Here is a 26,723-nt window from a genome sequence, read left to right on the forward strand (position 1 = left end):
GGGAGGATCATGCGCCGCCGGCGAGTGACGGCGGAGCCTCGGTGCGGCACGCCTCACGTACGGCCCCGGCCAGGGCCCCCGCCGGGGGAGCTACCGAAACGACCCGCCCGTCCGTGGCAAACACGATCAGGCCGATGCCGGCGCCCGTCGCGGCCATGTAGCGCCGGACTTGGCCCCGGTACCCCTCGACCGCGGACTCCGTCGGCGCGACGTCGCTCTTCCAGTCCACGACGACCTCCGGCCGCCCGGACTCGTCGTAGGCCATCGCGTCGACGATGCCGGCCGTCGCGTGGTCCTCGCCGTCGCGTTCCTCCAAGGCGTACACCGGCAGCTCCGGCACGAGGCGTGCGCGCAGGGCCGCGATGGCGGGCACGGCCAAGGCCCGGGCCGCGCAGGCCGCCACCTCGTCGGGGTCCACGTCCCGGACGGCGAGCTGCATCGCGAGCTGGGAAGCGCGGAGCGCGAGATCGCCGCCCTCGTCGGTCTCGCCGGTCAGCAGCTCCTCGATGAGCTTGTGCAGGATCAGCCCGCGATCGCGGCTCCCGCGGACGGCCGCCGCGAGGCCGGGCGGCGCGACGGGCGCCTCGATGTCGGGCGCCTCGATGTCGAGGGCCCCGCCGGGCGCGGCCTCGTCGCCCTCGTGGCGGCTCGGCACGACCCATCTCAACCGGCGGTGGCCTGCCACCCGCGCGGCCTCCTCCGCGAAACTCTCGCGCGTCTGGGCGTTGCGACCCGCGGGACCGGTCCTCGCGCCCGGGACCGGAAGCCGGTCCATGTCGATGGCGGCCAGCCGGTCCAGCCCCAGGCCGACGACCGAGGCCCAGGCGTCGTCGTGGGCCGGGTCGGGGAACCGCGGGATCACCAGGGTCTCGCGCGCGCGGGTCGCGGCCACGTACCAGAGCCGCACGCGCTCGTTCCCGACCTCGCGGTCCTCGGCGGCCAGGACGGCGTCGTAGCCGGCCGGCCGCACCCCGAAGACCGGGCAGTAGAGGCAGTTCGAGGCGCGGTCGACCAAGGCGCCGCTCGCCGGGATCGTGAGCGTCGAGGTGTTGATCGGGATGACCACGGGCCATTCGAGGCCCTTCGACGCGTGCATGGTGAACAGGGAGACGGCCTCGGCCTGGGCGTCCGGACGCCCCTCGACCGCGCGGGTCCGGCCGTCCCAGGCGGCCTGCATCGCGCGGGCGAACGCGCGCAGTCCGCGCACGGCGTACGGGCGGGACATCTCAAGGTACAGGTCGACGTTGGCCAGGGCGCGCTCGGCGTGGCCGTCGTGACGCCGGCCCAGGACCGGCCTCAGCATGACGGCGTCGACCGCCCGGCTGAGGATGTCGTACGGCGTGGTCCCCAGCGCCTGCCGCGCCAACGCCTGGAGGCGTTCGAGGACGGGGCGCGCGACCGGGTGCGCGACGGCGGCCACGTCGATCCCGAGGCGCAGGGGCGGCACGGCGTCCGGCCGGTCCGGGTCGCGCGGCAGGCCGTGGACCAGGTCCAGCAGTTCCTCGTCGGTCAGGCCTACGGTCGGCCCGCGCAGGAACGCGCCGAGCGCCAGGGTGTCGCGCGGGTCGGCGAGGACGCGGGTCAGGGCGATGAGGTCCTGGACCTCCTGGCGACGGAAGAAGCCCTTGCCGGCCTGCGTCGACACGGGGACGCCCCGGGCCTCCAGCGCCTCCTCGTAGCGCCACAGGTCGCTCCCGCTCGGCGCCAGCAGGGCGATGTCGCCGGGCCGGAGGGGCCGCGTGCCGTGGGTCTTGCACGTGACCAGCTGCGTCCCGATCAGGCGGGCGCAGAGTTCGGCGACCGCCTCCGCCTCGGCGTCCCGCAGGGCGCCCGCCTTGCGCTTGGTCCCGTCCGCCGGGCCGGGCACGTCGAGGGCGGCGACGCAGGGGCCGCGGTCGTGGTCCTCGTGGAACGCCGCGAGGGGGGCGAACCCGGGCTGGCCGGGTCCGGCCAGGATGTCCTGGAAGCACCGGTCGACGAACGCGAGGATCGACCGGCAGGACCGGAAGTTCGTGGAGATCGGCACGACGTCGTCGGGCGAGCGGGCCAGGATCCGCTCGCGGGCGCGGACGTAGGTCGAGACGTCGGCGCCGCGGAAGCGGTAGATCGCCTGCTTCGGGTCGCCGACGAGGAACAGGGCGCCGGGCCGCAGCACGCGCGCCGTCCAGTCGTCGGCGGGCGCCCCCTCCGGCCGTTCCCCGCACAGCAGCCAGAACAGCATCGCCTGCTGCGGGTCGGTGTCCTGGAACTCGTCCACCAGCACGTGCCGGTGCCGCCGCCCCAGCGCCTGCCGGACCGGCTCGTGGTCCCGGAGCAGGCGCACCGCGGCCTCGACGAGGTCGTCGAAGTCGAGCAGGCCGCCGGCCCGCTTGCGCTCCCGGTAGCGGTCGAGGACCGTCCGGACCCGGGGCACGAGCCTGGCCAGGAGCTCGCTCGCCGCGGACGCCCGCATGCCGTCCCACGCGGCGCAGCAATCCCCGTGCAGCGTCTTGGCCGCGGCATGGAGCCTGTCCGCCTCGACCTTCGGGAGCCCGGCGCTCCGGACCGCGGCCTGCCACTTGCCCTTCCCGCCCTTGTAGGCCGCGAACGCGCCCTTCGACGTGCAGAGCGCCGGGTCGGGCTTCGCCGTCAGGACGCCCAGGAGCTCCGCGTCCCCGACCGGGCCGTGCGCCGGCGTCCGGGACGCCATCGCGCCGAAGGCCGCGGCGGCGGCCGCGGTCTCGGCCTCGGCGGGCGACGCCGCGACGAAGGCGGCGTAGGCCGCGACGCTTTCGGCGAAGCCTTCGGCGAGGCGGGACGACGGCACCGGGGGCGGCGGGCCCACGGCGCGGCCCGCGCGCAGGCAGCCGGCGACGCGCTCTACCGCCTTCTCGGCGGCGACGGGATCCGCGAGGAACATCTCCGCCACGAGGCATCGGCCGCCCGCGAGCGTCTCGCGCAGCCAGCCGTCCAGGATGTCGCGGAACAGGCCGTCGGCCTCGGCGTCGTCGGCGACGCGCGCCCCGGGGTCCATGTCGGCCTCGACCGGGTACGGCTTCACGAGCCGCTGGCAGAACCCGTGGATGGTCGTGCACACCAGTTCGTCGATCCGGCCCTGCGCGGCGGCCAGGCTCCCCTCCTGCTCCCGCGTCAGGCCATGCGGCAGGACGCAGCGCAACTCCTCGGGGACCTCCCCGGCGAGGAGGCGGTGGACGACGTCGCCGATCCGCTCCAGCAGCTCGCTCGCGGCGAGCTCCGTGAACGTCACCGCCGCGATCTCGCGCGGCGGGACGCCGGACGCCAGCATCATGGCGATCCGGCCGGAGAGGACCGCCGTCTTCCCGGAGCCGGCGCCGGCCTCGACGAGCATGGAGCGGTCGTGCCGCGCGATGGCCAGGGCGCGCTGCCCCGCGTCCGCCAAGGCCCTGTCGTGCACGGTCATCAGGGCGCTTCCCACACCAGGGCGGCGTCGCCGAGCGCCGCCGTCGCCGACGCCCGCTTGCGCGGGCAGTACACCTCGCCGGCGTTGGCCGGCAGCGCGAAGGCGAGGTCGTTCCACCCGGCCTCGGTGTCGGGTCCGGGCAAGGCGTTGCCCGCCCCGAGGCTTCGCCCGGCCGCCGCGAGGTGCCGGGCCAGGTCGGCCAGCGCCGCGTCGGGGCGTTCGAGGGCGATGCAGGTCCGCTCGCGCGGGTAGTGAAGCGAGGCGTCTATGGCCACGTCGCCGCCGAGCAGGACCCGGGCGGCGTAGCCGTAGATGCAGCGCTGCAGCTCCCGGCCTCCGGCCAGCACGTCGTCGGACCCGCGGGGCTTGCCGGTCTTGTAGTCGCGGACGCGGGCCGAGGCGCGGTCCCCCGAGAGGTCGAGGCGGTCGATGTAGCCGGAGATGCGGAAGCCCGTCCCCGGGATCTCCACGGGCAGGTCCGGATCCCACGGGACGGCGCCCCCGGCCCGCTTGGGGCCCCGGCCGCCGAACGGCACCTCGACCCAGCTGGACTGCCCCTCGTAGGCGTCGTCGGGGTGCGTGAGCGCGCTCCACGACGCGACCGACACGTCGTCGAGGACCCGGCGCCAGACCACCGCGGGCGGGATCGCCCGCCCGCGCTCCCACGCGTCGGCCACGGCCCGGACCGCGCCCTCCAGTGCCGCCCGCCGCGCGGCCTCGGACGACGCGGCCCCGTCCCCCGCCTCAAGGGCGATGACCGCCAGCTCCAGCACCTCGTGCATGAGGTTGCCGAACGCGCGATCGTCCAGCGTCAGCGTCTCCTGGCTGGAATCGGCGGCCTGGAGGCCGAGGCCGTAGCGCCACACGAAACCGAGGGGGTCGCGCAGCAGCTTGCGCAGGGAGTTGGCGGAGTGCACCCGGCCCAGCACCGACAGGATGACGGGGTGGTCGGGCCGGACCAGGCCGTCGTGCGGCGTCGGGGAGTGGGAGGCCCACGACGCCCAGCAGGAAGCGGCGGACCGGGCCTGGGCCGTGGACGCGAACTCCTCCGGCCGCGCCGTGAGCCGGTCGACCTCGCCGGCGGCATGCTCGGGGACGCGGTTCCTCCCGAGGTGCGCGCCGTCGGGGTGGTCGCGCAGAAGAGGGCTGCGGCCGAGGAGCCGGCCGTCGGCGCCGCGGCGGGCCCGCGACAGCACCACGGCGTCCGCGCTCGTGGCGAGGATCGCGTCGAAGTCGCCCCGGTCGACGGCCGAGCGCGGCTGCGGATCCAGGACGTGCGAGGGGACCAGATGGTCCGACAGCAGCCGGTCCTCCGTGGCCACCTGCGGCCAGCCGCGCGAGCTCAGCCCGAGGAGCCGGACGAACCGCCGCGGGGCGCTCGCCAGGGAGGACGCCGGCACCCAGACCACCGACGTGCCGGCGTCGGCGTCGTCGTCGATGCGCTGCCGTGACAGCGTCAGGTCGACCACGGCGGGCGCCCCCTCCAGCAAGGCCTTCCGCCAGATCCGGAGCGCGAGCCCGGATAGCAGGGCCTCCCCCGCCCGGGCGGCCCCCGCGGTCCCGGCGGCCAGGAGCGCCAGGATCGCGCGAAGCCCGGCGGCCAGCGCGGGACCCTCCGAGTGGCCGGTCACTCCCTCCCCGCCCAGCAGGCGCTCCCAGGCGGGGAGGTCGGAAAGCGGGGCCTCGCGGGGCAGGATCCGCGTCCATCCCTCCGGCAGGGCGGCGAACGGCCCGGGGGCGTGCCGCAGCAGCGCGGCGAGGCGGCGCAGGCCATCCTGCGTGACGCCCCTCACCAGGATGTCCGCGAGCGCCGCCGCCGCCTGCCCCTCGCGCACCGCCGTCGCAGGGACCCCGTGGACGAACCGCACGTCCAGGTTCGCCTCCGCGCGGAGCGCGAGGACGACGTCGTCGTAATCCTCCGTCCTGCAGGACGACACCGCGATCTCGGACGGCCGGGCCCGGCCGGTCGCCATCAGCCACCTCGCCCAGCGGAAGGCCTCCAGCACCTCGTGGCGTGGCGTCGCCGCGGTGCAGACCTCGACCGCGGGCGCCGAGCGGGGCCCGTCGACGACGCGAAGGGCCGCCGCCGGCACCCATTCGGGAACCGGGCGCGGCCCCGAGGCCCAGCAAACCGCCACGTGCCGGGCCAGGGCCGCGGCGACCCCTCGCCAGCAGGGCGCGAGGTCCGCCATACCCTGGAAGGTCGTCGGCCCGAGCACGCGCCCGGCGTGGGCGGCGCGGGCCGTCGCGGCGGCGGCGAGGTCGGTGGGGCGCATCATACCTGACGGCAGCTTCCCGACGACGGCCGCCTCCAGCCTGGCGAGGGACGCGACGCGGCCGGCGCCCGCGCCGTCCAGGGCGAACCCGGCAGCCCAGGCCTTCCGCAGCGTCTCCGCCGCGGCGTCGACCATGCCCGGGAGCGACTTGATCGGGTCGAGCTCGCCGATCTCGACCTCGTCCAGGGCCTCCTTGAGCGCCCCCCTGAGGGACTCGTCGTCGATGGGGCGGGCGAAGCCGCCGGCGAGGCGCGCGGCCAGGGCCTCCACGGTCAGCACCTGCACGCCGTGCTCGCCCCGGCGAGCCGCCGCCAGCCGTTCGTCCGCCACGGCCAGTCGACCGTGGACCACAACCGTCCGGCGAAACCCCATCGCCAACCCCCACCTCGGATTGCGGGCATTATCGGAGCACGCGATCCTTATGGTCAAGCTTGCGCCGCCGATCGACGCGTGCGGGGGGCGTCCCGTGTCCCGGATGCCGCGGTCGGCCGCGCCGACCGCGTCAGGCGCCGGGTTCGAGGATGCGGCGCGCGACGTCAGGGACGGCGTCCGCCTCCAGCCGCTCGACCGCCAGCGACCGGGCGAGCAGGGCGTCGGTCAGGTAGCCGTCGTACTTCTCGCGGACGGGCTTCGCCGCCAGGCCGGCAAGGGCGCCGGCGTCGGGGGGCGGGGAGCCGGCGATGTCGGTGAGGACGGCGCGCAGGTCGCCCGCGGAGCAACCCCGCACCTCGACGGCGTGGCCGTAGGGCGTGGCCTGCAGGTTGCGGGCCAGGAGCGTCAAGGCCAACGTCTCAAGCTTGGCCGCGCCGACCCACGGCAGGACCGTGCAGTCACGCCCGACCTCGACGATGCAGGTCCCGTCGAGGCCGTACCCCAGGAAGGCCGCCCTGCCTTGGTCGAGCAGCGCGCGAGCCCCGGCGTCGAGGTAGGCGGGCATCCCGGGGCCGGACAGGCATCGCCGCATCGCCGCGGCGACGGCGTCGTGCACGCCCGACCATCCGCCGCCGAACCTCGGCGGCAACGCCGACTTCGTGGGAGCCACCACGACGACCTTGGCCCGTGCGTCCAGGGACTCGATCCGCCATCGGCGGCCATTGAAGATGATCGTCTGCCCGGGCGCCAGCGTCAGGTCGAGCGGCACCGTGCCCAGGACCTTCCCGCCGACGACCATGACCCGGTACTCTTCGTCCGTCTGGAAGACGGCGTAGAACTGATGGCCCTCCGCGAGACGCTCGCCGGCCGGCCCCAGCATCAGCAAGCCGTCCGGCGACATCTCGACCAGGGCCGCCTCGGGACGCGCGATCGCCCTTAGCAGCTCGACGAACAGGTCGCGCGAGACGTTTCGAAACGGCCCGCGCCCGCAGAGCGTCCTCCAGGCGGCGTCCGGCCGCAGGCCCCCCGTCTGGGCGACGAGCGCGAGCACCTGGTGTGTGAGCGTCGAGAGATGCAGCCCGCCCACCCGCGGCGGCTCGCACCAGCGCTCCAGGAGCAGGTCGACGGTCGCCACGGCCTGCACGAGGTCGAGGCGCAGCCGGTCCGCCGGATGGAGCGTCGGCCCCGCCGCCTCCTCGGCGACGTAGATGCGCAGGACCGATGGCATGCCGGGCCGCCGGCCGGACCGCCCGAGCCGCTGGCGGAGCGACGACACGGATGGGCCCGGACCGATCTGCGCGACGCTCTCGACGTCGCCGATGTCGATGCCGAGCTCCAGGGTCGTCGTCGCCACCGCGGTCGTCGGCCGGCCGTCCTCGCGCAGGCGGGTCTCGACCGCCTCGCGCTCGGCCCTGGCGAGGTTGCCGTGGTGGGCGAAGAACTCGTTGGGGAGCCGCGCGTCCTCGGCGAGGGCGCGCAGGCGGTCCGCATACACCTCCACCCGCTGCCGGGATCCGGCGAACAGGAGGTTGCGGCGGCCGCGGAGCACCTCGAACAGGTGAGACGCGATCGGCTCGTCGGCCCCGTTCGCGTCCGGGGCCGGCTTCACGGGTTCCGCGCGCTCCGGACCGTCGGCGTCGGGGGCGCCTTCGCGACGCGCGTCCGCGGCTTCGCTCCCGGTGCCATTTCGCGGCGGGCGCTCGTAGCCGCGGACCTGCAGCAGCAGGTCGGCGCCGCCCTCGCGGCTCTCCACGAGCCGGACCGAATCCGGGGCGCCCGGCCGCAACGCCTCCCGGGCGAGGCGCATGTCGCCCAACGTGGCCGACAGCCCGACGCGGTCGACGTGGTCGCGCCCGCAGGCCACCTCGACGCGCGTCAGGAGGGACTGGAGCTGGCGGCCCCGCTCCGTGCCGACGAAGGCGTGCAGCTCGTCCACCACCACCGCGTCGAGCGCCCCGAACAGCCGCGCCGCGTCGGGTCCGCGGCGGACCAGCGTCGCCTCAAGGGATTCCGGCGTGATCAGCACGACGCCCTGGGGGCGCTCGCGCGCCTTGCGCTTCGCGTCGGCCGGGACGTCGCCGTGCCAACGGTGCAGGGGGACGTCGCAGGCCTGCAGCAGGCCTTCGAGGCGCCGGTGCTGGTCGTTGATCAGCGCCTTCAGCGGGCAGACGTAGAGGATGGCGAACCCGGGCCTCCCGCCGTCCAGCCGCGGCAGGACGCGCGTCAGCAACGGCAGGAACGCCGCCTCCGTCTTGCCCGCGGCCGTGCGGGCCGAGAGGATCACGTCGCCGCCCGCCAGTATCGCCGGGACGGCCATCTCCTGGACCTCGCGCAGCGCGGTCCAGCCCTGCCGCCAGATCCAGCGGCGCACCGGCTCGGCCAGGGCTTCGAAGGCCGTCGAGGCCGCGTCGGGGACGACGTGGGCGCCCGGCGCCCGCGCGCCTGTCACAGCCGCAGGCGCGCGAGGTCGTCGGTCCCCGCGGCCTCGCCGTCGCCGTCGTCCGCGGGCGCCGAAGCGTCGGCGGCGCCGTCCTCGGGTATGGCCACGGCGCCGAGCCGTTCGCGCCAGTCCGCCCCCGGGTTCTGGTCCAGCACGGCCAGGAGGTCCACGAACGCCTTGACCGTGTTGCGGGGCGTGCGGAAGTAGGCGTCGCCCACCCTGGCCCGGCAATGGTCGAGGAACGCGTGCAGCGCCTCGTCCGGGACCAGGTGGCGGGCCCGGTCGCCGCCCGCGAACACGTCCCGCAGGCGTTCGAGCAGGACCAGCATCTCCTCGGGGGTCAGGTTCTGCAGCCGGACCACGGGACCGGACAGGTCCACAAGGCCGTCCGTCGCGAAGCTGTTGCCCGCGAGCCGGGACTGGAGCGCCTCGTAGGAGTAGAGGCCCCGCCGCGTGTCCAGCAGGAACTCCGGCGTCCCGCCGAGGACGAACCCCAGGCCCTCGACCGTGCCCTGGAGGACGTCGTTGAGGACGCGCAGGATCTGCTCGTAGTTCTGGTTGCGGGCCTGGGGGCTCTGGAGCTTGTAGAGGTTCACGAGCTCGTCGAGGCAGACGAACAGCCCGTCATAGCCGGCGAGGCGTACGAAGCGGGCGAGGAGCTTCAGGCTGTCGTAGACGTTCCCGTCGTCGATGATGCCGCGGACGCCGAGATCCTGGCGCGCCTCGGTCCGCGTCGCGTACTCGCCCCGCAGCCAGCGCAGCGCGTTCGCCTGCCGTGCCTCGTCGCCGTCCTCGTGGGCCGCGGCGTAGGCGGCGACCACGGTGGCGAAGTCGTAGCCTCCCACCTGTTCCTGCAACTCGGCGAGGCCGGCCCGGATCGCGTCCTCGGTCGCGCGCCCGGGGCGCTTCCCGTCCTCGACGGCCCTGGCGACGAAACGTTCGAGGACGTTGCGCATGGCCCCGCCGTCGGGCGCCGCGCGGGTCGCGAGGTTCCGGGCGAGCTCCGCGTACAGCAGCCGCGCCTGGCCCCCCGTCGCGTGGAGCCGGCGGTCCGGGGCGAGGTCGGCCTGCATCACCACCAGGTTCTTGGCCAGGGCGAGCTGGCGCACGAGGAAGAGGAAGAACGTCTTCCCCGCACCGTACTCGCCGACGACGAAACGCAACGCCGCGCCGCCGTCGGCGACCCGCGAGACGTCCGCGAGGAGCGCCTCGATCTCCCTTCGGCGCCCCACCTGGATGTGCTGCAGGCCCAGGCGCGGCACGACCCCCGCCCGCAGTGCGTTGACGATGGTGTCGCGGTCCCGGGGCCTGATGTTCGGCGCGGGCTTGGTGACGGTGACGGTCATGCTGTTTCCAAAAGGTGGGCCGGGATCAGGCCGACGTTCACGAGGACCGGGTCGCCCTCCTCGACGAGCGGGTCGTCGAATCGGTCGAAGGACCACGCGTTGAGGTCCTCCATCGCCGCGCCGGGCATCAGCCCGCGCTCGCGGGCCAGGCGGTCGAACGCGTCCCTCGGCCACTCGGGTCGCCCCGCGAGGGCGCGCATCAGGCCGGCGAGCCGGGCGTCGAGGCCATCGAACCCGCCGTCGGGGGCCCCGGGGGCGGCCATCGGGGCCGGTTCGGCCTCGGGGGGCGCCCCCTGCGCCTCACGGATGGGGTCGGCGTCCAGGTCGAACACCCCGGCGAGGACGGAGCTCACCGCCTCGGTTTCCGACCTGATGGCGGCCAGGCGCTCCGCATCGACGCGTCCCGCCGGCGCGGGCGGTCCCCGTTCCGCCCGTCGGGACGCGTCGGCGGCCGCACGGCCCGACGGCTCCCGCCCGTCCTCGGGGCCGCCGGGGATGAGGAAGGCCGCCTCGCGCGCCGGGCCGCGCGCGACGAGCACGGGCCCGTCCGGCGCCGCCGCCGGCGCGGCCCCGTGCAGCGCCGAGTACAAGCCGTTGAGGTCCAGGCCCATCTGACGGAACGCCTTCTCCAGCAGCGCGATCTCGGCCCGGTGGTGGCGGCCGTCGCTGGACGCCACGCGCACGAGCGTGTCGGCGACGGCCCGCTTCCGCTCCGGGTCCAGCCCGGCGAGCCGGGCGCGCATCGAGGTGAGCTCGGTCGGGTGGGCTTCGAGCCACGATGCGTCGGCACCCAGCCGCAAGCGCTCGTCCGGGCCGAGGCCCGGCGCATCGGAAGCCAGGTCGCGCAGGACCGCGCGTTCGTCCTCGGTCACGACGCCGTCCGCGCGGGCCATCAGCATGCCGACGGACAGGGTGAGGAACGCAGCCTCGTAAGCCGCGGACGGGGCGTCCACGGCGTCCCGAGGCCCGGTCAACGCGAACAGCGTCACGTCCGCCGCCGGGGCTCGGACAGGGAAGCGGGGGTCGGGGATCAGGCCGATCCCGAAGCGGCACAGGACGTCGGCCAGCTCCCGCGGCTTGGCGGCGGTGGCTCCCGCATCGGACCGCCCGGCCACGCGCCTGCCCAGCTCGGCCAGCGGCACCGGGGCGCACGCCTCCGCCCGCTCGCGCAGCCACGAGAGGTGGGCGGCGGCCGGCGCGTCCGCCGCGCGCTCGCGCTGGCCGGCCGGCAACAGGGCCAGGGCCTGGAGCGAGAGGGGGGACGCTCGGCCCGCCTCCTTGCCCAGGTGTCGGCTGTAGGCGTCCAGCCGGTCGGAGCTCAGGTCGAGCAGCTCGCGCCCGAGGGCGAGCGCGTCCGCGTGACGCGCGAGGTCGGGCATCCGCTCGGACCCGAAGAGCGCGAGGTCGACCTCGAAGGTCCGGCTCGCCGCCCGGTACAAGGCCGGGGACGGCGCGCCCTTGCGCCACTTGATCGGCAGGCCGCCGGACGGATGCCGGCGCTCGAACTCCGCCACGAACTCGTCCCTGACGCGGTCGAAGGCGCGGCGCGCCGGCGTGCGCACGCGCGTCTCGGGGTGGGACATCGTCCATGCCAGCAGCCAGACGCCCTCGACCGGCTTGCCGTCGCGGATGCGGGAGCCGACGGCGAAGCGCACCGACAGCGGCAGCTCGTAGCCGCTGGGCTCGAAGACCGGCGCCGGATCCGTCCCGGGCACGAGCGACAGGGCGTCCAGCGCCGCCAGCAGGCAGCTCGCGTAGTGGCGGAACGAGCCGTTGTCGCCGTAGACCGAGAGGAGCCGCTCGACTTCCGCTCGGATGGCGGGCCTGTCCTCGGCCGATCCTTCGAGCACCCCGCGCCGTTCGAGCCCGTAAAGGTACAGGAACACGTAGCCGATGGGCGTCCCCGGAGCGGCCCGGTCGCCGGCCAGCCATTCGAGGTAGGCCCGACGGGACGAAGGCTTCATGCTCCCGTAGGACGGGCAGTATTCCAGGTGCCGGCCGGCGGTGTCGGAGGTGGTCCTGGGGACGGCGAGCCCGGGGTCGACCAGGCAGTTGTCGTTCTGTTCGCCCCCCTTGGCCGGCGGCAAGGTCCTGCCGACGTAGACGAGCCCGGGAAGGGTCAGGCCCGCGACGGCCACGCCGACGCCGGCGGGGACCCACGTCCGGTCGCCGGCAAGCCTGTGCTTCGATGGACGCGTCGCGGGTTCGGATGCCCGGGGTGGCGCGGCCGCATCCGGGGAACGCGGGGCGATGGCCGGCGGGTGGCACGAGCGGTCGTCGGCCGTCTCCGGCGATCGCGCGACGAAAGGGTTCGAGGCAGGCGCCGGACCGGCGCGCGGCGGCTCTCCGGATCCCTGTCCGGGATCGATCGCGCCGGATCGATCCGTCGCTTCAATGGGATCATCCGCCGGCGGATCGGCGACGGCGTCCGGCGCCGGGACCTCCGTGGAGCCGACGAGCCCCGTCATCGGGCTCGGGTCGGCCATCGGCGTCCTCGGTTCGGGAATGACGGCGACGTGGTTCGAGGCCGCCGGCCGTGCAGCGCGCAAACCCACGGGTGCCTCGCGCGGCAGGCCGGTCGATGGAGCCGGCTCGCCGTCCCTAAGCCCGGCGTCGATGGTCTCCGGCGTGGACGGGACCAATTGGCGGCGTCTGCGGCGCACGCCCCAGGCGGCCAGCAGGGCGCCGGGTACGATGGCGCCGACCAGCGCGAGCGTGGCGAGGGGGAAGGCGGGGGCCGGGGACTGGCTCGAAGTCCCCGGCGCTTGCGATCGTGGCTCGGCGGCGGGGTTCGGCGCGTTGGCCCTGGACTCTCCCGACGCTTGACCGGAGACCGAAGGCGCGGCGGCTTTCGCCCCCCCGGTGTGTCCGTCGGGGCTGTCGCTATCGATGGCATCCTGGGCCGACGACGTCGGCGCCGGGCTTTCCTTGGCTCGCGCATCGGGATCCGGGACTTGTGCGACACCGACGGATGGCAGCGGGGAGCGCGCGGTCGCGTCGGGCTCCGGGGCCTTGGCGATCGGCGAAGCCGCAGACGGCTGCCTGGATCGTTGCCGCAAGCGCGCCAGCGTGTCTGGATCGGCCCTTCCGCTCTCGGGGAGACCTTCGCCGCGCTGGAAGCGTCTGAGGGCAGCCAACGACCGCGGGCCCCACCTGCCGTCGATCGTGCCAGGGTCGAAGCCAAGGTCCCTGAGGTCGTTCTGTGCGGCGCGGGTGGCCTGATCGACCCCCTGCGCCGAGGCATCCCCACCCGACGGGGGGACGGAAACGAACGCCATCACCAAGACCAGGGCGGCCCAACGCCCCTTGGCTCTGCTTACCCTTGCCACGTGATCTGGCTCCGCGGGCCGCCGCGCGTTGTCGCCGCCTGGCCCACGACCGTATTCTGATTTGGTCCGCGAATCCAAGACCGAACGCGCCGTTCCGGGTCCGCTATCCTAGGTTGAGGATAGCCGGCCGTGCGGGTCGCACGGATGCGCGCGGTCCGATCGTGGCCGATCCGGCCCGGACAGGGCGCGCGGTTTCGGGCCGTTGGCCCCGCATCGCGCCGCGCCTGCCCGTCGAGACGGGCCACAGGCCGGCCCGATTCCTCGCAGGTCGAATCGAACCGTGCCGTCGCGCTCGTCGCAGGGTCGACGACGCGAGCCGCGCACCCACTCGCGAGGTCCGCACCGGGGGAAGGCGGGCCAGTCGCGTCGTTGGCTGACGACCTACCGCGTATGACGAAGCCGGCTTTCGACTTCCTTGCAGAGGGTCTCCGCAAAAGCCTGGGTACCGAGCAGGCCACCGAGGTCGCGTGTGCGGGTCGCTGGGTCCTTGACCAGGTGATCGACGGCCGCGTCAATCGCCGCCGCGCCCCGCCGAAGATCGGGACGGTCGAGCCGATCTGCCAACCAATCGAGCAGCATCGCGGCCGACAGCACCAGCGAGCATGGGTTGGCCTTGTCCTGCCCCTGGATGTCGGGCGCCGAGCCGTGCTGAGCTTGCGCCACGCAGTGCTGGTCGCCTGCGTTGATCGCCGCGCCCAAACCGAGGCTGCCCGACAACTCGGAGGCGAGATCCGACAGGATGTCCCCGAACATGTTGGTGGTGACTATCACGTCGAAGCGGGCGGCATCGCGCACGAGCATCGCGGTCATCGAGTCGATCAACTGGTCGTCGGTGGCGATATCCGGATAGCTCTCCGCCACGCGGCGGCCTTCCTTCAGGAACAGGGCGTCCGACATCTTCAGCACGTTGACCTTGTGGACGTAGGTCAGCTTCCGCCGACGCCGGGTGCGGGCGATCTCGAAAGCGGCGCGGGCGATCCTTTCGGAGCCCTTGGCGGTCACCTTGCGCATGGCGATGGCGACGTCGGGCGTCGGCATGAACTCCCCGGTGCCCATGTGCATCGTGCGGTCGGCGTAGAACCCTTCCGTGTTCTCGCGGACGATCACGAGGTCGATGGGCGTGCGGCCGTAATAGGCCAGCCCTTCACGCGAGCGGCACGGCCGGATGTTGGCATAGAGGTCGAGTTCGCGCCGCAGCAGCGCCGAGCCGTTGATCCCACCCTTCTCGCGGGGCGGATAGTCCGAGTGCGAGACCGGCCCAAGGATCACCCCGTCCGACGCCCGGCAGCGCTCCAACACCGCCTCCGGGAACGTCGAGCCATCCCTCGCGAGGCGGGACAGCCCGATCTCGTGTTCCTCGAAGGTGAGCCCCAGGGCGAGCGCCCGGTCGACGACTTCCAGCACGCGGCGGGTGGCATGTGAGATCTCAGGTCCAATGCCATCACCCGGTAGCATGACGAGGTGCATGAGCGCTTCTCCCTGACCGCGCCGGTACGCTGGGCTCATAGAGTCAGCCCTCGACATCCGGAACGCAAGGCGTTCGGACTGCGGTGCGGTCGAGGGCGCATCGACGTCTTGCCCTCCAGCGAGGGCCGGCGCCGCCGCGGGCGCCGTTCAGCCTCCGGCGGTGGGTACGAGGGGGCGGATTTCGACCGCCGGAGGCCTTGCGCCTGCGCGAACGACAGGGTCTCCGCTGTGCGGCGCCGCTGGTCGCAGTCGGCGGAACACCCGGGATCGAATTGCCAGGGCGTACGTGCGCTCCGAATTGGGCATGACTCAATCGTCCGTCGCCGAGTTTCGGGGAACGAAGGGCCTGGGCTGCGTTTGTCGAGGTACGGTTGGCGATGCCGCCAGTACCCCGATCATGGCACACGCGCGCGGCAGTCCCGGGGGCGACCCGGGAGCCGGCACGTCCGCCCGGTGCAGCCATCGTCTCGCGTCGAGCGTGGCGCCCGATACGGGCACATCCTTGAGGAGGTCGGCCATGGACTACCTGCGCTACGCAGCCGAGATCGAGACCCCCGCGCCGGACGAGCAGAAGACCATCGACGGCATCATCGAGGGGATGACCCGGCAGTCACGGGCCGTCGAGGCGCGCGAGCACCATGCGGTGCGCGCGAGCCACGCCAAGAGCTCGGCCTGCGTGACCGGCGAACTGGTGGTCGCAGAGGGTCTGCCGCCCGAGTTGGCTCAGGGCCTTTTCGCCACTCCGGGGACGCATCCGGTCGCGGTGCGCTTCGCGCAAGGCCCCGGCGAAACGCTGGGGGACCGCGTCTCGACCCACCGCGGCATGTCGATCAAGGTCTTCGACGTGCCCGGCGAGAAGCTGCCCGGCCACGCGGTCGACACCCAGGATTTCGTCCTCGCCACCGGCACGACCTTCCCGTCCGGCACGGCGGCGGGGTTCCTGCGCGACGGCACGGTCATCGGCAAGTCGACGGGGATGCCGGAGGGGGTGAAGAGCGCAGTCTCCTCGACCGCGCGTAACCTCAACCGTGTCCTACACGCCTTCGGCACGGAGAGCGCCATGGCCGATTTCTTCGGCCACCCCTACAGCCATCCGCTCGCCGACAGCTACTTCAGCCAGGCGCCGGTCCGCTTCGGGGACTACGTGGCCAAGCTCGGGGCCGTGCCGGTGACCGACGCCCAGCGCGCGCTCTCCGAATGGCGGCTCGACCCCCATCAGGACGAAAACGGGTTCCGGCACGCCACGGTCGACTTCTTTCGGGAGCACGACGTCGTCTACGAGCTGAGGGTCCAGCTTTGGGCCGACGCCGACAAGCAGCCCATCGAGGACGCCTCGGTCGACTGGCCGGTCTCGGTCAGCCCGTACCGCACGGTGGCGACGGTTCGCCTGCCGCCCCAGGACGCCTACTCCCCGGAGCGGGTGAACTACTTCGACGAGGTGATGACCTTCCGTCCCGCGCATAGCCTCGCGGCGCACCGGCCGCTTGGCTCCGTCATGCGGGCGCGGCTGCAGGTGTACAGGGCGCTCAGCGCGTTCCGCCATCGCGAGAACGGCGTGGCGGAAGAGGAAACTGGCGGCATCGACCGCATCCCGGCCTGAGGACGGCGACGCCAGGGACCGGTCGGTCAGAGAGGATTCGATGACGAGCCCGAGGGCAGACGGCCCGCGACCCTGATTGCGCCGCGCGTCACGGAGGACCGGCGTTCACCAGGCCGCGCGAGGCGGTGTTCGAGGCCGGGGCGAGCATGATGGTCATCGGGCCGAACGCCGCTCAGTCGCGGGGCGCGGTCGCTCCGCTGCCTCTCCGGCGAAAGCCTGCTTCAGGTCGGCGGCGACCGCGTCCTCCGCCCGCTTGGCCATTCGGGCGATCCGTCGCGCGACCGTTCGGTGATGGCGTGCCTCTCGCTCGCCGGGGGTGTCACGCGGCATCCTGCCTGACGATCCCATGGGTATGGCGGGAGAACGCCGCGATGGGCGACGGGCGTCCCAGGAGATAGCCCTGCACCGCATGGCATCGCTCTGCGGCGAGGAAGCCGAGTTCGGCCTCGGTCTCGACCCCCTCGGCCAGGACCGGAAGCCCGAGGCCCCGGCCGAGGCCCAACACCGAGCGCACGATGGCCGCGGTCTGCTCGTTGGTGTCGACGGCGCGCGTGAACGAGCCGTCGATCTTGATCTTGTCGAACGGGAAGGAGCGCAGGTTGGAGAGCGACGAGTAGCCCGTCCCGAAATCGTCCATCGCGACACGCACGCCGACCGCCTTGAGTTGCCGCAGGGTGAGGAGCGCCCGGTTCGGGTCGCTGATCAGCGCCGTCTCCGTGATCTCGACCTCCAGCCGTCCGGGGGCCAACCCGGTCCCGAGGAGCACCTCGTGCACCAGCCCGACGAGGTCCGGGGAGTGGATCTGCACCGCCGAGACGTTGACGGCGATGGACAGGGGCCTTGGCCAGCCCGCGGCCTCGCGGCAGGCCTCGCGCAGGACCCACTCGCCGATCCGAAGGATGATGTCGCTCTCCTCCGCGATGGGGATGAACACGGACGGCGGGACGTGGCCCCGCTCGGGGTGCCTCCAACGGAGCAGCGCCTCGAAGCCGATGACCTCGCCGGTGCCGACCTCGGTCTGGGGCTGGTAGACGAGCTCCATCTCGCCGCGGGCGACGGCATGGCGGAGGTCATGTTCCAGCGAGCGGCGCTCGTGCACCTCCGCGCCCATCCGGGCCTCGAAGAAGCGGTACGTGCCGCGGCCCTCCGACTTGGCCCGATACAGGGCGGTGTCCGCGAAGTTGAGGAGCGCCGCGCGTTCCCGGGTGTCGTCCGGGTAGAGGGCGACGCCGATGCTGGTCGCGATGCTGGGGCCGCCCCCCTCAGCCCGGCCGGCGCGCAGCGCCTCCAGGATGCGCTCCGCGAGTCCCCCCGCGGCGGTCGCATGCTCGCACGGCATCAGAACGGCGAACTCGTCGCCGCCGAGGCGCGCCATGGTCTGGGTGCCGTCGAGCTCCGCGGAGACGATGCGGGCGACGGCCTCCAGCATCGCGTCGCCGGCGGCGTGACCGAACAGGTCGTTGACCTCCTTGAAGCGGTCGAGGTCGAGGCAGAGCACGGCGAGCTTGCGTCCCCCCACGTCCGCCGCCCGCATCTCAAGGTCGAGCCGCTGGCCGAAGCTGGCGCGGTTCGCGAGGCCGGTGAGGGCGTCGTGGTGGGCGAGGAACGCGATACGGCTTTCGGCCTGGCGACGGGCACGCAGGTCGCGCACGGCCACGGCGTAGTGGGGCCGCCCGGCATGCTCGACCGGCTGCATGATCACCTCGACCGGGATCAAGGTGCCGTCCGCGCGCCGAAGCTCGACCTCCACCGGTCGCTCGGGATGGCCGGCCATGAGGAGGCGTGTCGCTTCCCCGGGAAGGTAGGCGGACAGGGACGAGCCCGGGAGGCCGGCCTGGGGCCGGCCGGCGAGCTTGGCGAAGCTGCGGTTGGCGCTGACGACGGTGTCGCCCGTGCAGACCACGAGCCCCTCGACGGCGGCGTTGGCGAGGCTGTGCAGGCGGTCGGCCTCCAATTGGGCATGCCGGCGGTCGCGGAGGTCCAGCGCGAGCGCGGCGCCGGCCATGAGGAGGATGGTGAAGCTCGCCAGCGCGACGGCGACGGCCAGCCACGCGTTCGGGACCGCGGCCTCGGAGACGGCCATGGTCGGGTCCGGGGTAACGGTGACGGCGCCCATCGCGGTGAAATGGTGCCCGCAGATGGCGAGCAGCAGCAGGAGCGCGGCGGGAAGCTGGCGGGCGAGGCCTCGCCCGCCCGGCCGGGCCGACAGGGCGGCCCCGCCGAGCAGGACGGAAAGGGCGAGCGAGGCCGCGACGGCGGCGGGGTCCCACGCCTTGTGCCCGGCGACGTCGTAGGCGGCCATGCCGGTGTAGTGCATCGCCGCGATGCCGAGCCCGACGACGCCACCGCCGGCCCATGCGGCCGCACGCCCCCCGACGGAGACCGAGAGGGCCACGCCGGCGCCGACCAGCGCGATCGCGAGGACGAGGGAGAGCGCGGTGAGACCGAGATCGTAGCCGCCCGGGACGCCAGGCGCGAACGCGAGCATGGCGATGAAGTGCGTCGCCCAGATGCCGGATCCCCCCGCGAAGGCGGCCACGGCGAGCCAGCCGACCTGGACCCAGGCGGCGGTCCGGCGGGCGTGGTCGACGAGGCAGACCGTCGTCAGCGCCGACAGTCCGCAGGTGGCGGCCGCCAGGACGACGAGGCGGAGATCATGGGTTTCGACGAGGCATCCGACGACGTTGAGCATGGCGCGGCCTCGAAACCCGTTGAATCCCTCTGATCGCACAAGTCCCTGTCGGACGAGTTAAGCGTGCGCGACCATGTCGTGGATCCACAGGCGATCGCCGATGGGTGCCGCGGATCGGCCAGGCCCCCCTTCCGGTGGGCCTCCCGGTCATCGTCGTGGCGTCGGGACGGTGTCGTCGAGGGGCGCGGCATGGGACCACGGCTCGTCGACCTTGCCGGCCAACAAGCGAGATCGACGCGGTGTTCACCGGCCTCGACATGCGCGGCTCCACCGCGGGCATGCAGCCCGCCTTCGATCCGCCACCGCTGGCCGCCTATCGAGTTGCTGATGGTCCCGTCGCGGCCCTTGGACGCCTCGAAGATTCCGGAGCGCGGGATCGTGCTCGGCGAGCCGTTCGACCCCCGCCGCATCGAAGCCGCGCTCCAGACATTCGCGGGCTGAGCCGAAGTCGAACCCATGGTGTCCCGGGTAGCGGCGACGACGGGCAGGCCGTCGCAGTGGTCAGCCCGCCGAGCCCGTGCCGGCTCGTGCGTCGTGGCGGCGTTCGCGCCGTCCGTCTGCTGATTGTCGAGCTTGCGCATCTCCCGTGGCGATGTTCTGCGGGCTCGTTTCGCCGTTGCGCCAGCCTGGTCGGCCTCGGACGGCGGTCGCGCTCGGTCGCCGTCACGTCCCGTGCGCTGAGCGCCACCACGGGGACCTTCGCGCAGCCGGGCAGCCCCGGGAGCCTGTCGAGAGAGTGGAACCCGTCCATCACCGGCATCGTGAAGCCGAGCGCCGCGCAGCCGTTCCCGGCCCCTAGACGGCCCAGCCATTGTGCTCTGGCACGGTGCGAGGGCGGTGACGCATGTGCCCCGGTGATCGCGGAACTTTCTTGTGCGGTCCCGGCGCGGTGGCCGGGCCGTCGGCGGGGCAGGATCAGCCGGGTGGCCCATTCCCGTCGGCGGCGTGGGCCGAGGTTGTGGGTTGCAAGCCCCCCGACCAACCTTCGCCGGGACGATCGGGCATCGGGCTCGATGGTGCACTGAGCGGGACGGGCCAGTCATGACATCCATGGAAATAAGTTCTTCTGTCGGCCCCACCGTGCGGGTCACGCATTTTTGCCATATCGGACTCTCGCGCTCGATTCCGGCGGTGGGACATCCGGACGAGACTCGCGCCTTCGCCCTCAACCAGGCCCTCCCAAAGGCGAACCGCGGCGCGGTCCTCGACGACCTCTGCGCGTCGCTGGCCGAGGCGGGCGGCGACGAAGCGGTGCAGTGTCTCGACCAATCCATGGTGGAGCACCGGATGGACGAGCTGTTCGGCATCGTCGGCGCCTGCGTCTCCGTCCAGGCCGCTCGCCTGAAGGATGGCGTCCGGGGGGCAATGACCGAGGCGATGGAGGAGGCCCGCGCCTGTGGCGTGCATGTGTCCTGGACATCCAGGATCGAGGCGGTCGCACCCGGAACCGTGCTCCATGCCGCGCCCGACAACATCCGCGAACGGGTGAAGCAGGTCCTCGGGCTGTCGCGCGCGTTCTATTTCGCCCCGGTCGATCCCTTCGTGCACGTGAACTACCAAGTCATGCTCAGCGGCCCCGACGGGGATGTCGACCGCCTGGGTCGGAAGCTCGCCGACCACCTGGCCTCCCTGATGCCGGCAGGGACTGAGCGGCCGACCGTCAGATCCGAGACGCAGACCGAGACCGTGTACCCGGGCGCCACCTACGAGGAGTGCGTGCGGAACCGGCTGGCAACCCGCAGGCCGTTGCCCCCGACGGGAGAGGCGTTCATGTCGGGCGTCCGCGAGGCCCGGCGCGCGATCGAGGCCGGCGACGCCGTGGCCGCCTTCGCGGCGGCCGACGACATCGCCCGACTCGTAAGGCGCGACCCGGTGATGACGGCATTGCTTCTCCGAGGCGATCGTCCCGGCGACGGGAGCAAGCGCTTCGAGGTCGGCAACGCCCGCAAGCTCGCCCGGCACATCGCGTGCGTCGTCGCGACCCTGAAGGCGCAGGACGATCTGGAGGGCCTTCGCGGCCTGCTCTTCGCACCCTCGGGCATGGTGGAAACGATCCGGGAGAAAGTCTGGTACGAGCTCGCCGCGAACCGACTCCCCCAATACCACGCCAAGCCGATCAGGGCGGCCTTCGGCGACGTCGGCAACGCGCAACTCCACTTCGAGGCATTCGACGTCGATGGCCAACGCCGTCCGGCGGCGACGAACGGGCCAATCGACCGGGAACAAGCCCTCCTCGATTTCATCGCCGCAGGTGCTCCGGACCAAGAGACGGCGCCATCGCCCGACGATCGTCCGGGTCTCGATGGACCGAGCCCGTCCATCTGACCCGCTGCCCCCTCCGCGGCTCCCCGATCGGACGGGCCGTCGTCTCGGGGCGAGGTTCGGTAAACGCGTACCAAGCTGCCGTGGGCCTTCCGCGCCGTAGGCGTGTTCGCCGCGCCCTGGACATCGTTAGGCTTCGAACGGCCGAGCCGCTTCGCGAAACCTGTCGATCCCTGCGAGTTTCCTCACCGGCCGTCGGCACGGGTGACCTGACCGGTATTTTGGACCGGGCCGAGTGAGAGGCTACTGCATGGCAGCGACCATGGAGGCCGGAAGGCCAGATCCGGGAAGGTGACGGGCCCGGGCGGCCGGTAGCCCAAGGACGAATGCGGCCGGACGCGGTTGTATGTGTTCTGCCAGATCCCGATCACGGTCTGCGCCTCCTTGAGCGAGTAGAAGATCTCCTGCCTCAGGCACTCGTCCTTCAGCTTGCCGTTGAAGCTCTCGCAGTACCCGTTCTTCCACGGCGAGCCTGGGGTGATGTACTGGATCTGCGGGCCCGTCTTGGCGACCCATTTGCGCAGCGCCTTCGCAATCATCTCGGGGCCATAGCACATCGGGAAGATGGCTCGACGGCTCTGGGGCGGCGCGCGAAGCCATGCTGAGCGCAGCGCGCCGCCCTGGGCGGTCATGGCCGATCGACAGGTCTCTAGAATGACGGTGTTCGAAGCCTCATTCCGGAGACGGATCGACCATGACCAGACCACAGCTTACGCCGCCGGCCGGCGTTCTCGTAGCCATCGACGTCGCCAAGGCCCGCAACGAGGTCCTCATCGAGGTGCCCGGCTCCGGCCGACGACGCCGGTTGAGCGTCCTCAACACCCGCGCCGAGCACGACCGTCTGATCGCGCTCCTGTCGAACCTCGGCCAGCCGGTGACCTGCGGTTTCGAGGCCACCGGCAACTATCACCGCCCGATCGCTTGGCGCCTGCTCCAGGCCGGCTTTGCCGTGCGCCTGATCTCCTCCGTGGGGCTCGCCCGCACCCGCGAGGCCCTGCACAACGGCTGGGACAAGAACGACCCGAAGGACGCCCAAGTCATGCTGCACATGATCCGCATCGGCGCCTCGCAGGTGTATCACGACCCGCTCGCCGCCGGCATCAACGACGTGCAGGAGCTGTCCAAGACGCACGACGCCGTCTCGCGGGCCAAGACCGAGGTGCTGCATCGGATCCTGACCCACTACCTGCCGCTGTATTTCCCAGAGGTCGACCGCTTCCGCCACAACAGCCGCTCGGACTGGTTCTTCGCCTTCCTCGATCGCTTCCCCACGCCCGCCTGCATCACCGCGCTGAGCAAGGAAGCCTTCATCGCCGCCGCCTGGGATGTCGTCGGGCGCAAGGTCGCCAAGGCGCAACTGCTCGGCGACATCTACGAGACGGCCCACAGCTCGATCGGCCTGCCGGTGCCGCCTGACGCTCCGGCGGTGAGCATGTTCCGGCTCGTCATCGGCGAGGCGCGCGGGCTGATCCAGCAGCGCGACGCCATCGAGGCCACGGCCGACGCCCTCTTGACCGACAGCTCCGACTACAAGCTGCTGCGCCGCATCCCCGGCATCGGCCCGATCAACGCCCTGACCATCCTGGCTGAGGCCGGCGACCTGCGCCGCTTCAGCCATCACCGGCAGTTCCTGAAGTTCTGCGGGCTCGATCTGGCCACCCAGCAATCCGGCACCTTCCGCGGCCAGACCAAGCTGTCGAAGTACGGCAACGCCCGGCTCCGGCGTACGCTCTGGCTGGCCGGACAGGTCGCTATCCGGCAGCGGGAGAACGGCTTCCGCGACAAGTTCGAGCGCTACATCGCCCGCGACCGGCACAATGCCGACCTGCGGCGTAAGGCGCTGACCGCGATCACCGCCAAGATGGCGCGCGTGGTGCACGCCGTCATCAAGACCGGTGCCGACTACCGGCCCTTCGTCGAGGGGCCGGTGCCAGGTGGGAGAACCCCTCTCAGCAGAGCCGTGAGGGCGTGAGAACCACGACCCTGTAGATAATGCTCGGGTCTCCTGCCTGGATCGACATCTCGTGTTGAGGACGGTGAGGACCACGGTGCCGCGTGCATCGGCTGGATCCTGTGTTCGCTATGGCCGAGAGTTCTTCCGGATCGGCAGGAGCCGCCTGGATCGACGTTGACGACAAACACACCGCGGGCGCATGTTCGCGGACGGAGACCTGTTGCCTGGCCAGCCGTCCTTCATCGCTACGTAGGACGTTGTCGCAATGGAGATGCTCCGGGATGCCGTGCAGGCACATCGCGTCGGCCAGCGCCTCGATCACGCCGAGGCTGCCGATGCGCCGCGCCACCTTCAGCGCGAGGCAGGCCCGGCTGTGTTCGTCAATCAGCGTCAGGACGCGCAGGCTCCGCCCGTCATGGGTCTGCGCCTGGACGAAGTCGAAGCTCCAGACGTGGTTGGGGTGGAGCGGGCGCAGCCGCACGCACGAGCCGTTGTTCAGCCAGAGGCGGCTGCGCGGTCGGTGCTTTTTTGGGACCTTCAGCCCCTCACGACGCCAGATGCGCTGAACCCGGTCCTTGCCCACCCGCCAGCCGGCCGCCTGCAGCAGCGCGGTCACGCGGCGGTAGCCGTAGCGGCCGTACTCGGACGCCAGGGCGATGATGGCGCGGGTCAGTTCATCCTCGTCGGCCGCAACCGTGGGCACGTAACGCTGCGTGCCCCGGTGCTGGCCGACGATCCGGCAGGCGTGGCGCTCCAAGAGACCGTGCTTCTCTCGGGCACCATCGACCGCCTGCCGGCGTCGTTCGGGGGCTACAAGTTTCCCGCGGCGAAGTCCGCGAGCACCTGCTTTTCAAGGGACAGATCGGCGACCAGCCGGTGCAGGCGGGTATTCTCGCGCTCCAGCTCCTTCATTCGCTTGGCTTGATCGATCTGTAAGCCGCCGTAATCTTTGCGCCAGCGATAGTAGCTTTGCTCTGGGATCTCGGCTTCCTTGCATGCGAGCGCCAAGCTCTTGCCCTGTGCCGTCAGGATCTTGATCTGGCGCAGCTTGAGCACGACCTGCTTTGCGCTCGTCTTCTGACCCCGCTTCATACCCAGCTCCTTCGGTCCCGGCTGATCCTCTCAATCAGCCCGGTCCAAAGCCAGCCGGTCAGGTCAACGCGCGATGCCCCATGACTTGCCGCCGTGGCACGCCGTGTACGATCAGGCGCAACGTTGGCTGCGGCCCGGCTGCTTCGAGAGCTTGATCCACAACCTGCGCGCCGTGTTGCGCCTGGCTGCGGGTCGTGCCGAGGAGCCCTCGGCCGTGGTGCACGACAGCCGCACCCCGCGTTCGACCCCTGAGAGCGTCGCTCGCGCCGCTTGGGACGGTCACAAGCGCACCCGTGGCTCGAAGCTGCACGCAGCGGTCGGTACGCTCGGCCAAGTGCTGGCTCTGCACGTCACACCGGCCAACGCCGATGATCGCGCAGCCGTGGCCGCGCTCGCTTGTGCCGTGCAGAGGGCAACCAGTGACAGCGTGAACCTCGCCTGTGTCGATCAGGGCTCTATACCTGAGCGCGCGGCGGAAGCGGCCGCCGATCACGGCATCACCCTGGAGGTCGTGAAGCCGTTCGCCGCACTGTGGTGGCCGGACCGACCGGTGTGGAACCGCGATCTCGACCAGGTCGCGGACACCGCATGGCTCGCCGATCTCGCGGGTCGCGCCGGCCTGACGCTCGACCGGGTCCGCGCGATGACCTTGGATGCCCCTCGCCGTCGGTTCGGGCGGGGATCGGGCGATGCGTCCCTGATCCTGTCGGCCGGGATCTATCGCCGCACACGGATCCGGCACGCGCTTCAGATCTGCCCGCGGTGTCTCAGTGCCGGCGACTGTGCTGTCATCGTCGAGACCGTCGCGGCGTGGATCGAAGACTGGCCGCGCCGCTTCTTCACTGCCGCCGGCGAAGCCGGGCTCACTCAGCGGATGTTCCGAAAAGTCGCCCGGCCCGGCGATCTCGCGCGCCAGATCCTCCGCCTGCCCGAAGGTTTTCGCCGCGACCGGACCTTCCTCCCCGTCCTTCAAGACAAACGCCTGAAGCGCCTGCGGCGGATCGACAACCCACGCTACCGGCGCATCCGTGCGGCGCGGATCCTGCGCGCGACGGGCCCCAAGCTCCGGCGGCGCGGGGCGTCCCCTGGCCGAGACCGGTCAAATTGACGACGCCATGAGACCAGACGCAGTCAGGCACGAACCGGATCAAGAGTCGTCACGCAGCGCGATGCGCGTGGTCGCGGCAGCGGCGGACATACTTCACCAGGGTCCACACGGCCTCCTGCTCCTGTCCCGTCATACGGGCCTCGTCGAGAAGGTCCGTCAGAAAGGCGAGCGCCGCGTGCCCGTCATCGGCCGCGATCACCTTTCCTGGGGATTCCTCGCCCCCCGATTCGCCAAGGCTCGGGGTCTCATCCTGTGCGTCGTCGACGGGCTCGACACGGCCGCCATTCTCGCGGCCCAAAGCCTCCCGCCGCTGCCCACCCCGTCGCACGCGGCGGCCCTCGAAGAGATCCCCATTCAACGGGATCTCGGCCGACCGCGCCGCGCTGATGAAAAACGTCAGGGCCTTCCGCGTTACGCCATCCGTCGAGGGATACTGCGAGCGAAACAGGCGCTGAAACACAGTCGGCGACATCGTGCCGAGCTCATGCTGGAACAGCGGCTCGTAAGCCGCCTTGAGCACGCCCGTCAGCACGGTCGGCCATGCCGGAGTCTCGTACGCCACAACCAGGGATTTCAGCCTCGGCAGCGCACGGCCACGGGCATCGATCAGCCGCAGAAACCTCAGGCCCGAGAGCACCTGCCGTCGCATACTCTGAGACACGTGCTGCAACGCCATTTCGTCGATGGGATTTGGCGTGCCGTGATCGCGCAGGACAGTGATTACAGCCAAGACGGCGCTCAGCGAAACATAAACGGGGCCGGCGGAATTCGCACCCCCTCAGCAAGTCGCGGCATCGTCAAAGCCCTTCTGTTTCGCCAAAGGTGCCTTACTGTTTCGTTAAGGTCAGCCACTCGAATCGCCGCGGAACCAGAGGGTTGATCAAACGGGGATCGGTGGCACGAACAGGCCATGGAGGCCTCGATGGATCACGCGCATCTCGCCCTGGTACGAGCCTACGACGGGGAGCCCCTGAAACGCGTCATCCTCGCGACGGGGCCGGACGTCTTGTACGTCGCCAATCCCCGATTTCTCGACGCGATCAGGACCGGCCGCAGCCAACCGATCGGATTTCGGCCAGTCGACTGCTATGCGTGGGACGAGATCGCCTTCGAGAGGCTGTCCGAGGCTTATGCAGCATCGGGCCAGACCGAAACCGACGCATGGATCGCACTCCCGCCCTTCGCGGGATCCCACCTGCGACTGCGCTGACCCAGACGGCCCTGGCGTCAGGTCCGATCCGGCGCTGCCGCATCCGCCACGACGGCTTGCCGTCGAGCCCGTCGGCTCGTCTCCCTGGTCTCGA

The 26,723-nt window shown here is 72.1% G+C and carries 12 protein-coding genes and 4 pseudogenes; 5 read left to right on the forward strand and 11 right to left on the reverse strand.

Features of this window, described 5'->3' with window-relative positions; genetic code table 11:
• Window positions 1-7: 7 nt before the first annotated feature.
• The 7 genes and pseudogenes from J3A75_RS31560 to J3A75_RS31590 all read right to left on the reverse strand — a co-directional run bounded on the left by J3A75_RS31560 (window position 8) and on the right by J3A75_RS31590 (window position 14,651).
• Window positions 8-3,421, reverse strand: coding sequence for a UvrD-helicase domain-containing protein (locus tag J3A75_RS31560; protein ID WP_071000271.1), 3,414 nt, complete (start codon window positions 3,419-3,421; stop codon window positions 8-10).
• The gene (locus tag J3A75_RS31565) at window positions 3,421-6,069 is read right to left on the reverse strand and encodes a PD-(D/E)XK nuclease family protein (protein WP_199825813.1); all 2,649 of its coding nucleotides are present in this window, start codon (window positions 6,067-6,069) and stop codon (window positions 3,421-3,423) included. Before J3A75_RS31565 ends, J3A75_RS31560 begins: the two co-directional genes overlap by 1 nt.
• Window positions 6,070-6,199: 130 nt before the next feature.
• Window positions 6,200-8,518, reverse strand: a complete 2,319-nt coding sequence (locus J3A75_RS31570; RefSeq protein ID WP_312892914.1) for a DEAD/DEAH box helicase — start codon at window positions 8,516-8,518, stop codon at window positions 6,200-6,202.
• A complete protein-coding gene (locus tag J3A75_RS31575) occupies window positions 8,515-9,855 on the reverse strand; it encodes an ATP-binding protein (RefSeq protein WP_071000274.1) in 1,341 nt (446 codons plus the stop codon). The genes J3A75_RS31570 and J3A75_RS31575 overlap by 4 nt, the downstream gene beginning before the upstream one ends.
• Complete coding sequence (locus tag J3A75_RS37130; protein ID WP_071000759.1) at window positions 9,852-11,993, reverse strand: TerB N-terminal domain-containing protein; 2,142 nt, start codon at window positions 11,991-11,993, stop codon at window positions 9,852-9,854. The genes J3A75_RS31575 and J3A75_RS37130 overlap by 4 nt, the downstream gene beginning before the upstream one ends.
• A 930-nt stretch (window positions 11,994-12,923) precedes the next feature.
• Window positions 12,924-13,133: pseudogene (locus J3A75_RS37300) on the reverse strand (peptidoglycan-binding domain-containing protein); the annotation flags it as partial.
• A gap of 432 nt (window positions 13,134-13,565) precedes the next feature.
• Window positions 13,566-14,651, reverse strand: a complete 1,086-nt coding sequence (locus tag J3A75_RS31590; RefSeq protein ID WP_043074874.1) for an isocitrate/isopropylmalate dehydrogenase family protein — start codon at window positions 14,649-14,651, stop codon at window positions 13,566-13,568.
• Window positions 14,652-15,168: 517 nt separating this feature from the next.
• Here J3A75_RS31590 and J3A75_RS31595 point away from each other — a divergent pair.
• Entirely contained in the window at window positions 15,169-16,251 is a 1,083-nt protein-coding gene (locus J3A75_RS31595; RefSeq protein WP_043074875.1) for a catalase family protein, read from the forward strand.
• 319 nt (window positions 16,252-16,570) lie between these two features.
• Here the strand turns inward: J3A75_RS31595 and J3A75_RS31600 are convergent, their stop codons facing one another.
• Window positions 16,571-18,943, reverse strand: coding sequence for an EAL domain-containing protein (locus J3A75_RS31600; RefSeq protein WP_071000275.1), 2,373 nt, complete (start codon window positions 18,941-18,943; stop codon window positions 16,571-16,573).
• A 1,041-nt stretch (window positions 18,944-19,984) separates the two neighbouring features.
• Here J3A75_RS31600 and J3A75_RS31605 point away from each other — a divergent pair.
• On the forward strand, window positions 19,985-21,268 hold the full coding sequence (locus tag J3A75_RS31605) for a hypothetical protein (RefSeq protein WP_124262953.1): 1,284 nt from the start codon (window positions 19,985-19,987) through the stop codon (window positions 21,266-21,268).
• Window positions 21,269-21,450: 182 nt separating this feature from the next.
• Here J3A75_RS31605 and J3A75_RS31610 read toward each other — a convergent pair.
• A pseudogene (locus J3A75_RS31610) lies at window positions 21,451-21,813 on the reverse strand (integrase core domain-containing protein); the annotation flags it as partial.
• Between the two features lie 146 nt (window positions 21,814-21,959).
• Here J3A75_RS31610 and J3A75_RS31615 point away from each other — a divergent pair.
• Window positions 21,960-23,237 (forward strand): IS110 family transposase, encoded by a 1,278-nt coding sequence (locus tag J3A75_RS31615; protein WP_071000277.1) that lies wholly within the window; start codon window positions 21,960-21,962, stop codon window positions 23,235-23,237.
• 238 nt (window positions 23,238-23,475) lie between these two features.
• Here the strand turns inward: J3A75_RS31615 and J3A75_RS31620 are convergent.
• Window positions 23,476-24,311, reverse strand: a pseudogene (locus J3A75_RS31620) (IS3 family transposase); the annotation flags it as partial.
• Window positions 24,312-24,378: 67 nt separating this feature from the next.
• On the opposite strand from J3A75_RS31620, the pseudogene J3A75_RS36745 reads away from it, so the two are divergent.
• Window positions 24,379-24,828, forward strand: a pseudogene (locus J3A75_RS36745) (transposase); the annotation flags it as partial.
• Between the two features lie 640 nt (window positions 24,829-25,468).
• On the opposite strand, the gene J3A75_RS31630 reads toward J3A75_RS36745, so the two are convergent.
• Window positions 25,469-26,149: a hypothetical protein gene (locus J3A75_RS31630; RefSeq protein ID WP_124262952.1), complete on the reverse strand. Its 681-nt coding sequence runs from the start codon at window positions 26,147-26,149 to the stop codon at window positions 25,469-25,471.
• A gap of 192 nt (window positions 26,150-26,341) precedes the next feature.
• Here J3A75_RS31630 and J3A75_RS31635 point away from each other — a divergent pair, with 192 nt between their 5' ends.
• On the forward strand, window positions 26,342-26,629 hold the full coding sequence (locus J3A75_RS31635) for a hypothetical protein (protein WP_127992115.1): 288 nt from the start codon (window positions 26,342-26,344) through the stop codon (window positions 26,627-26,629).
• Window positions 26,630-26,723 lie beyond the last annotated feature (94 nt).

It is taken from the genome of Methylobacterium sp. PvP105, from assembly GCF_017876975.1.
Taxonomy (GTDB): domain Bacteria; phylum Pseudomonadota; class Alphaproteobacteria; order Rhizobiales; family Beijerinckiaceae; genus Methylobacterium; species Methylobacterium radiotolerans.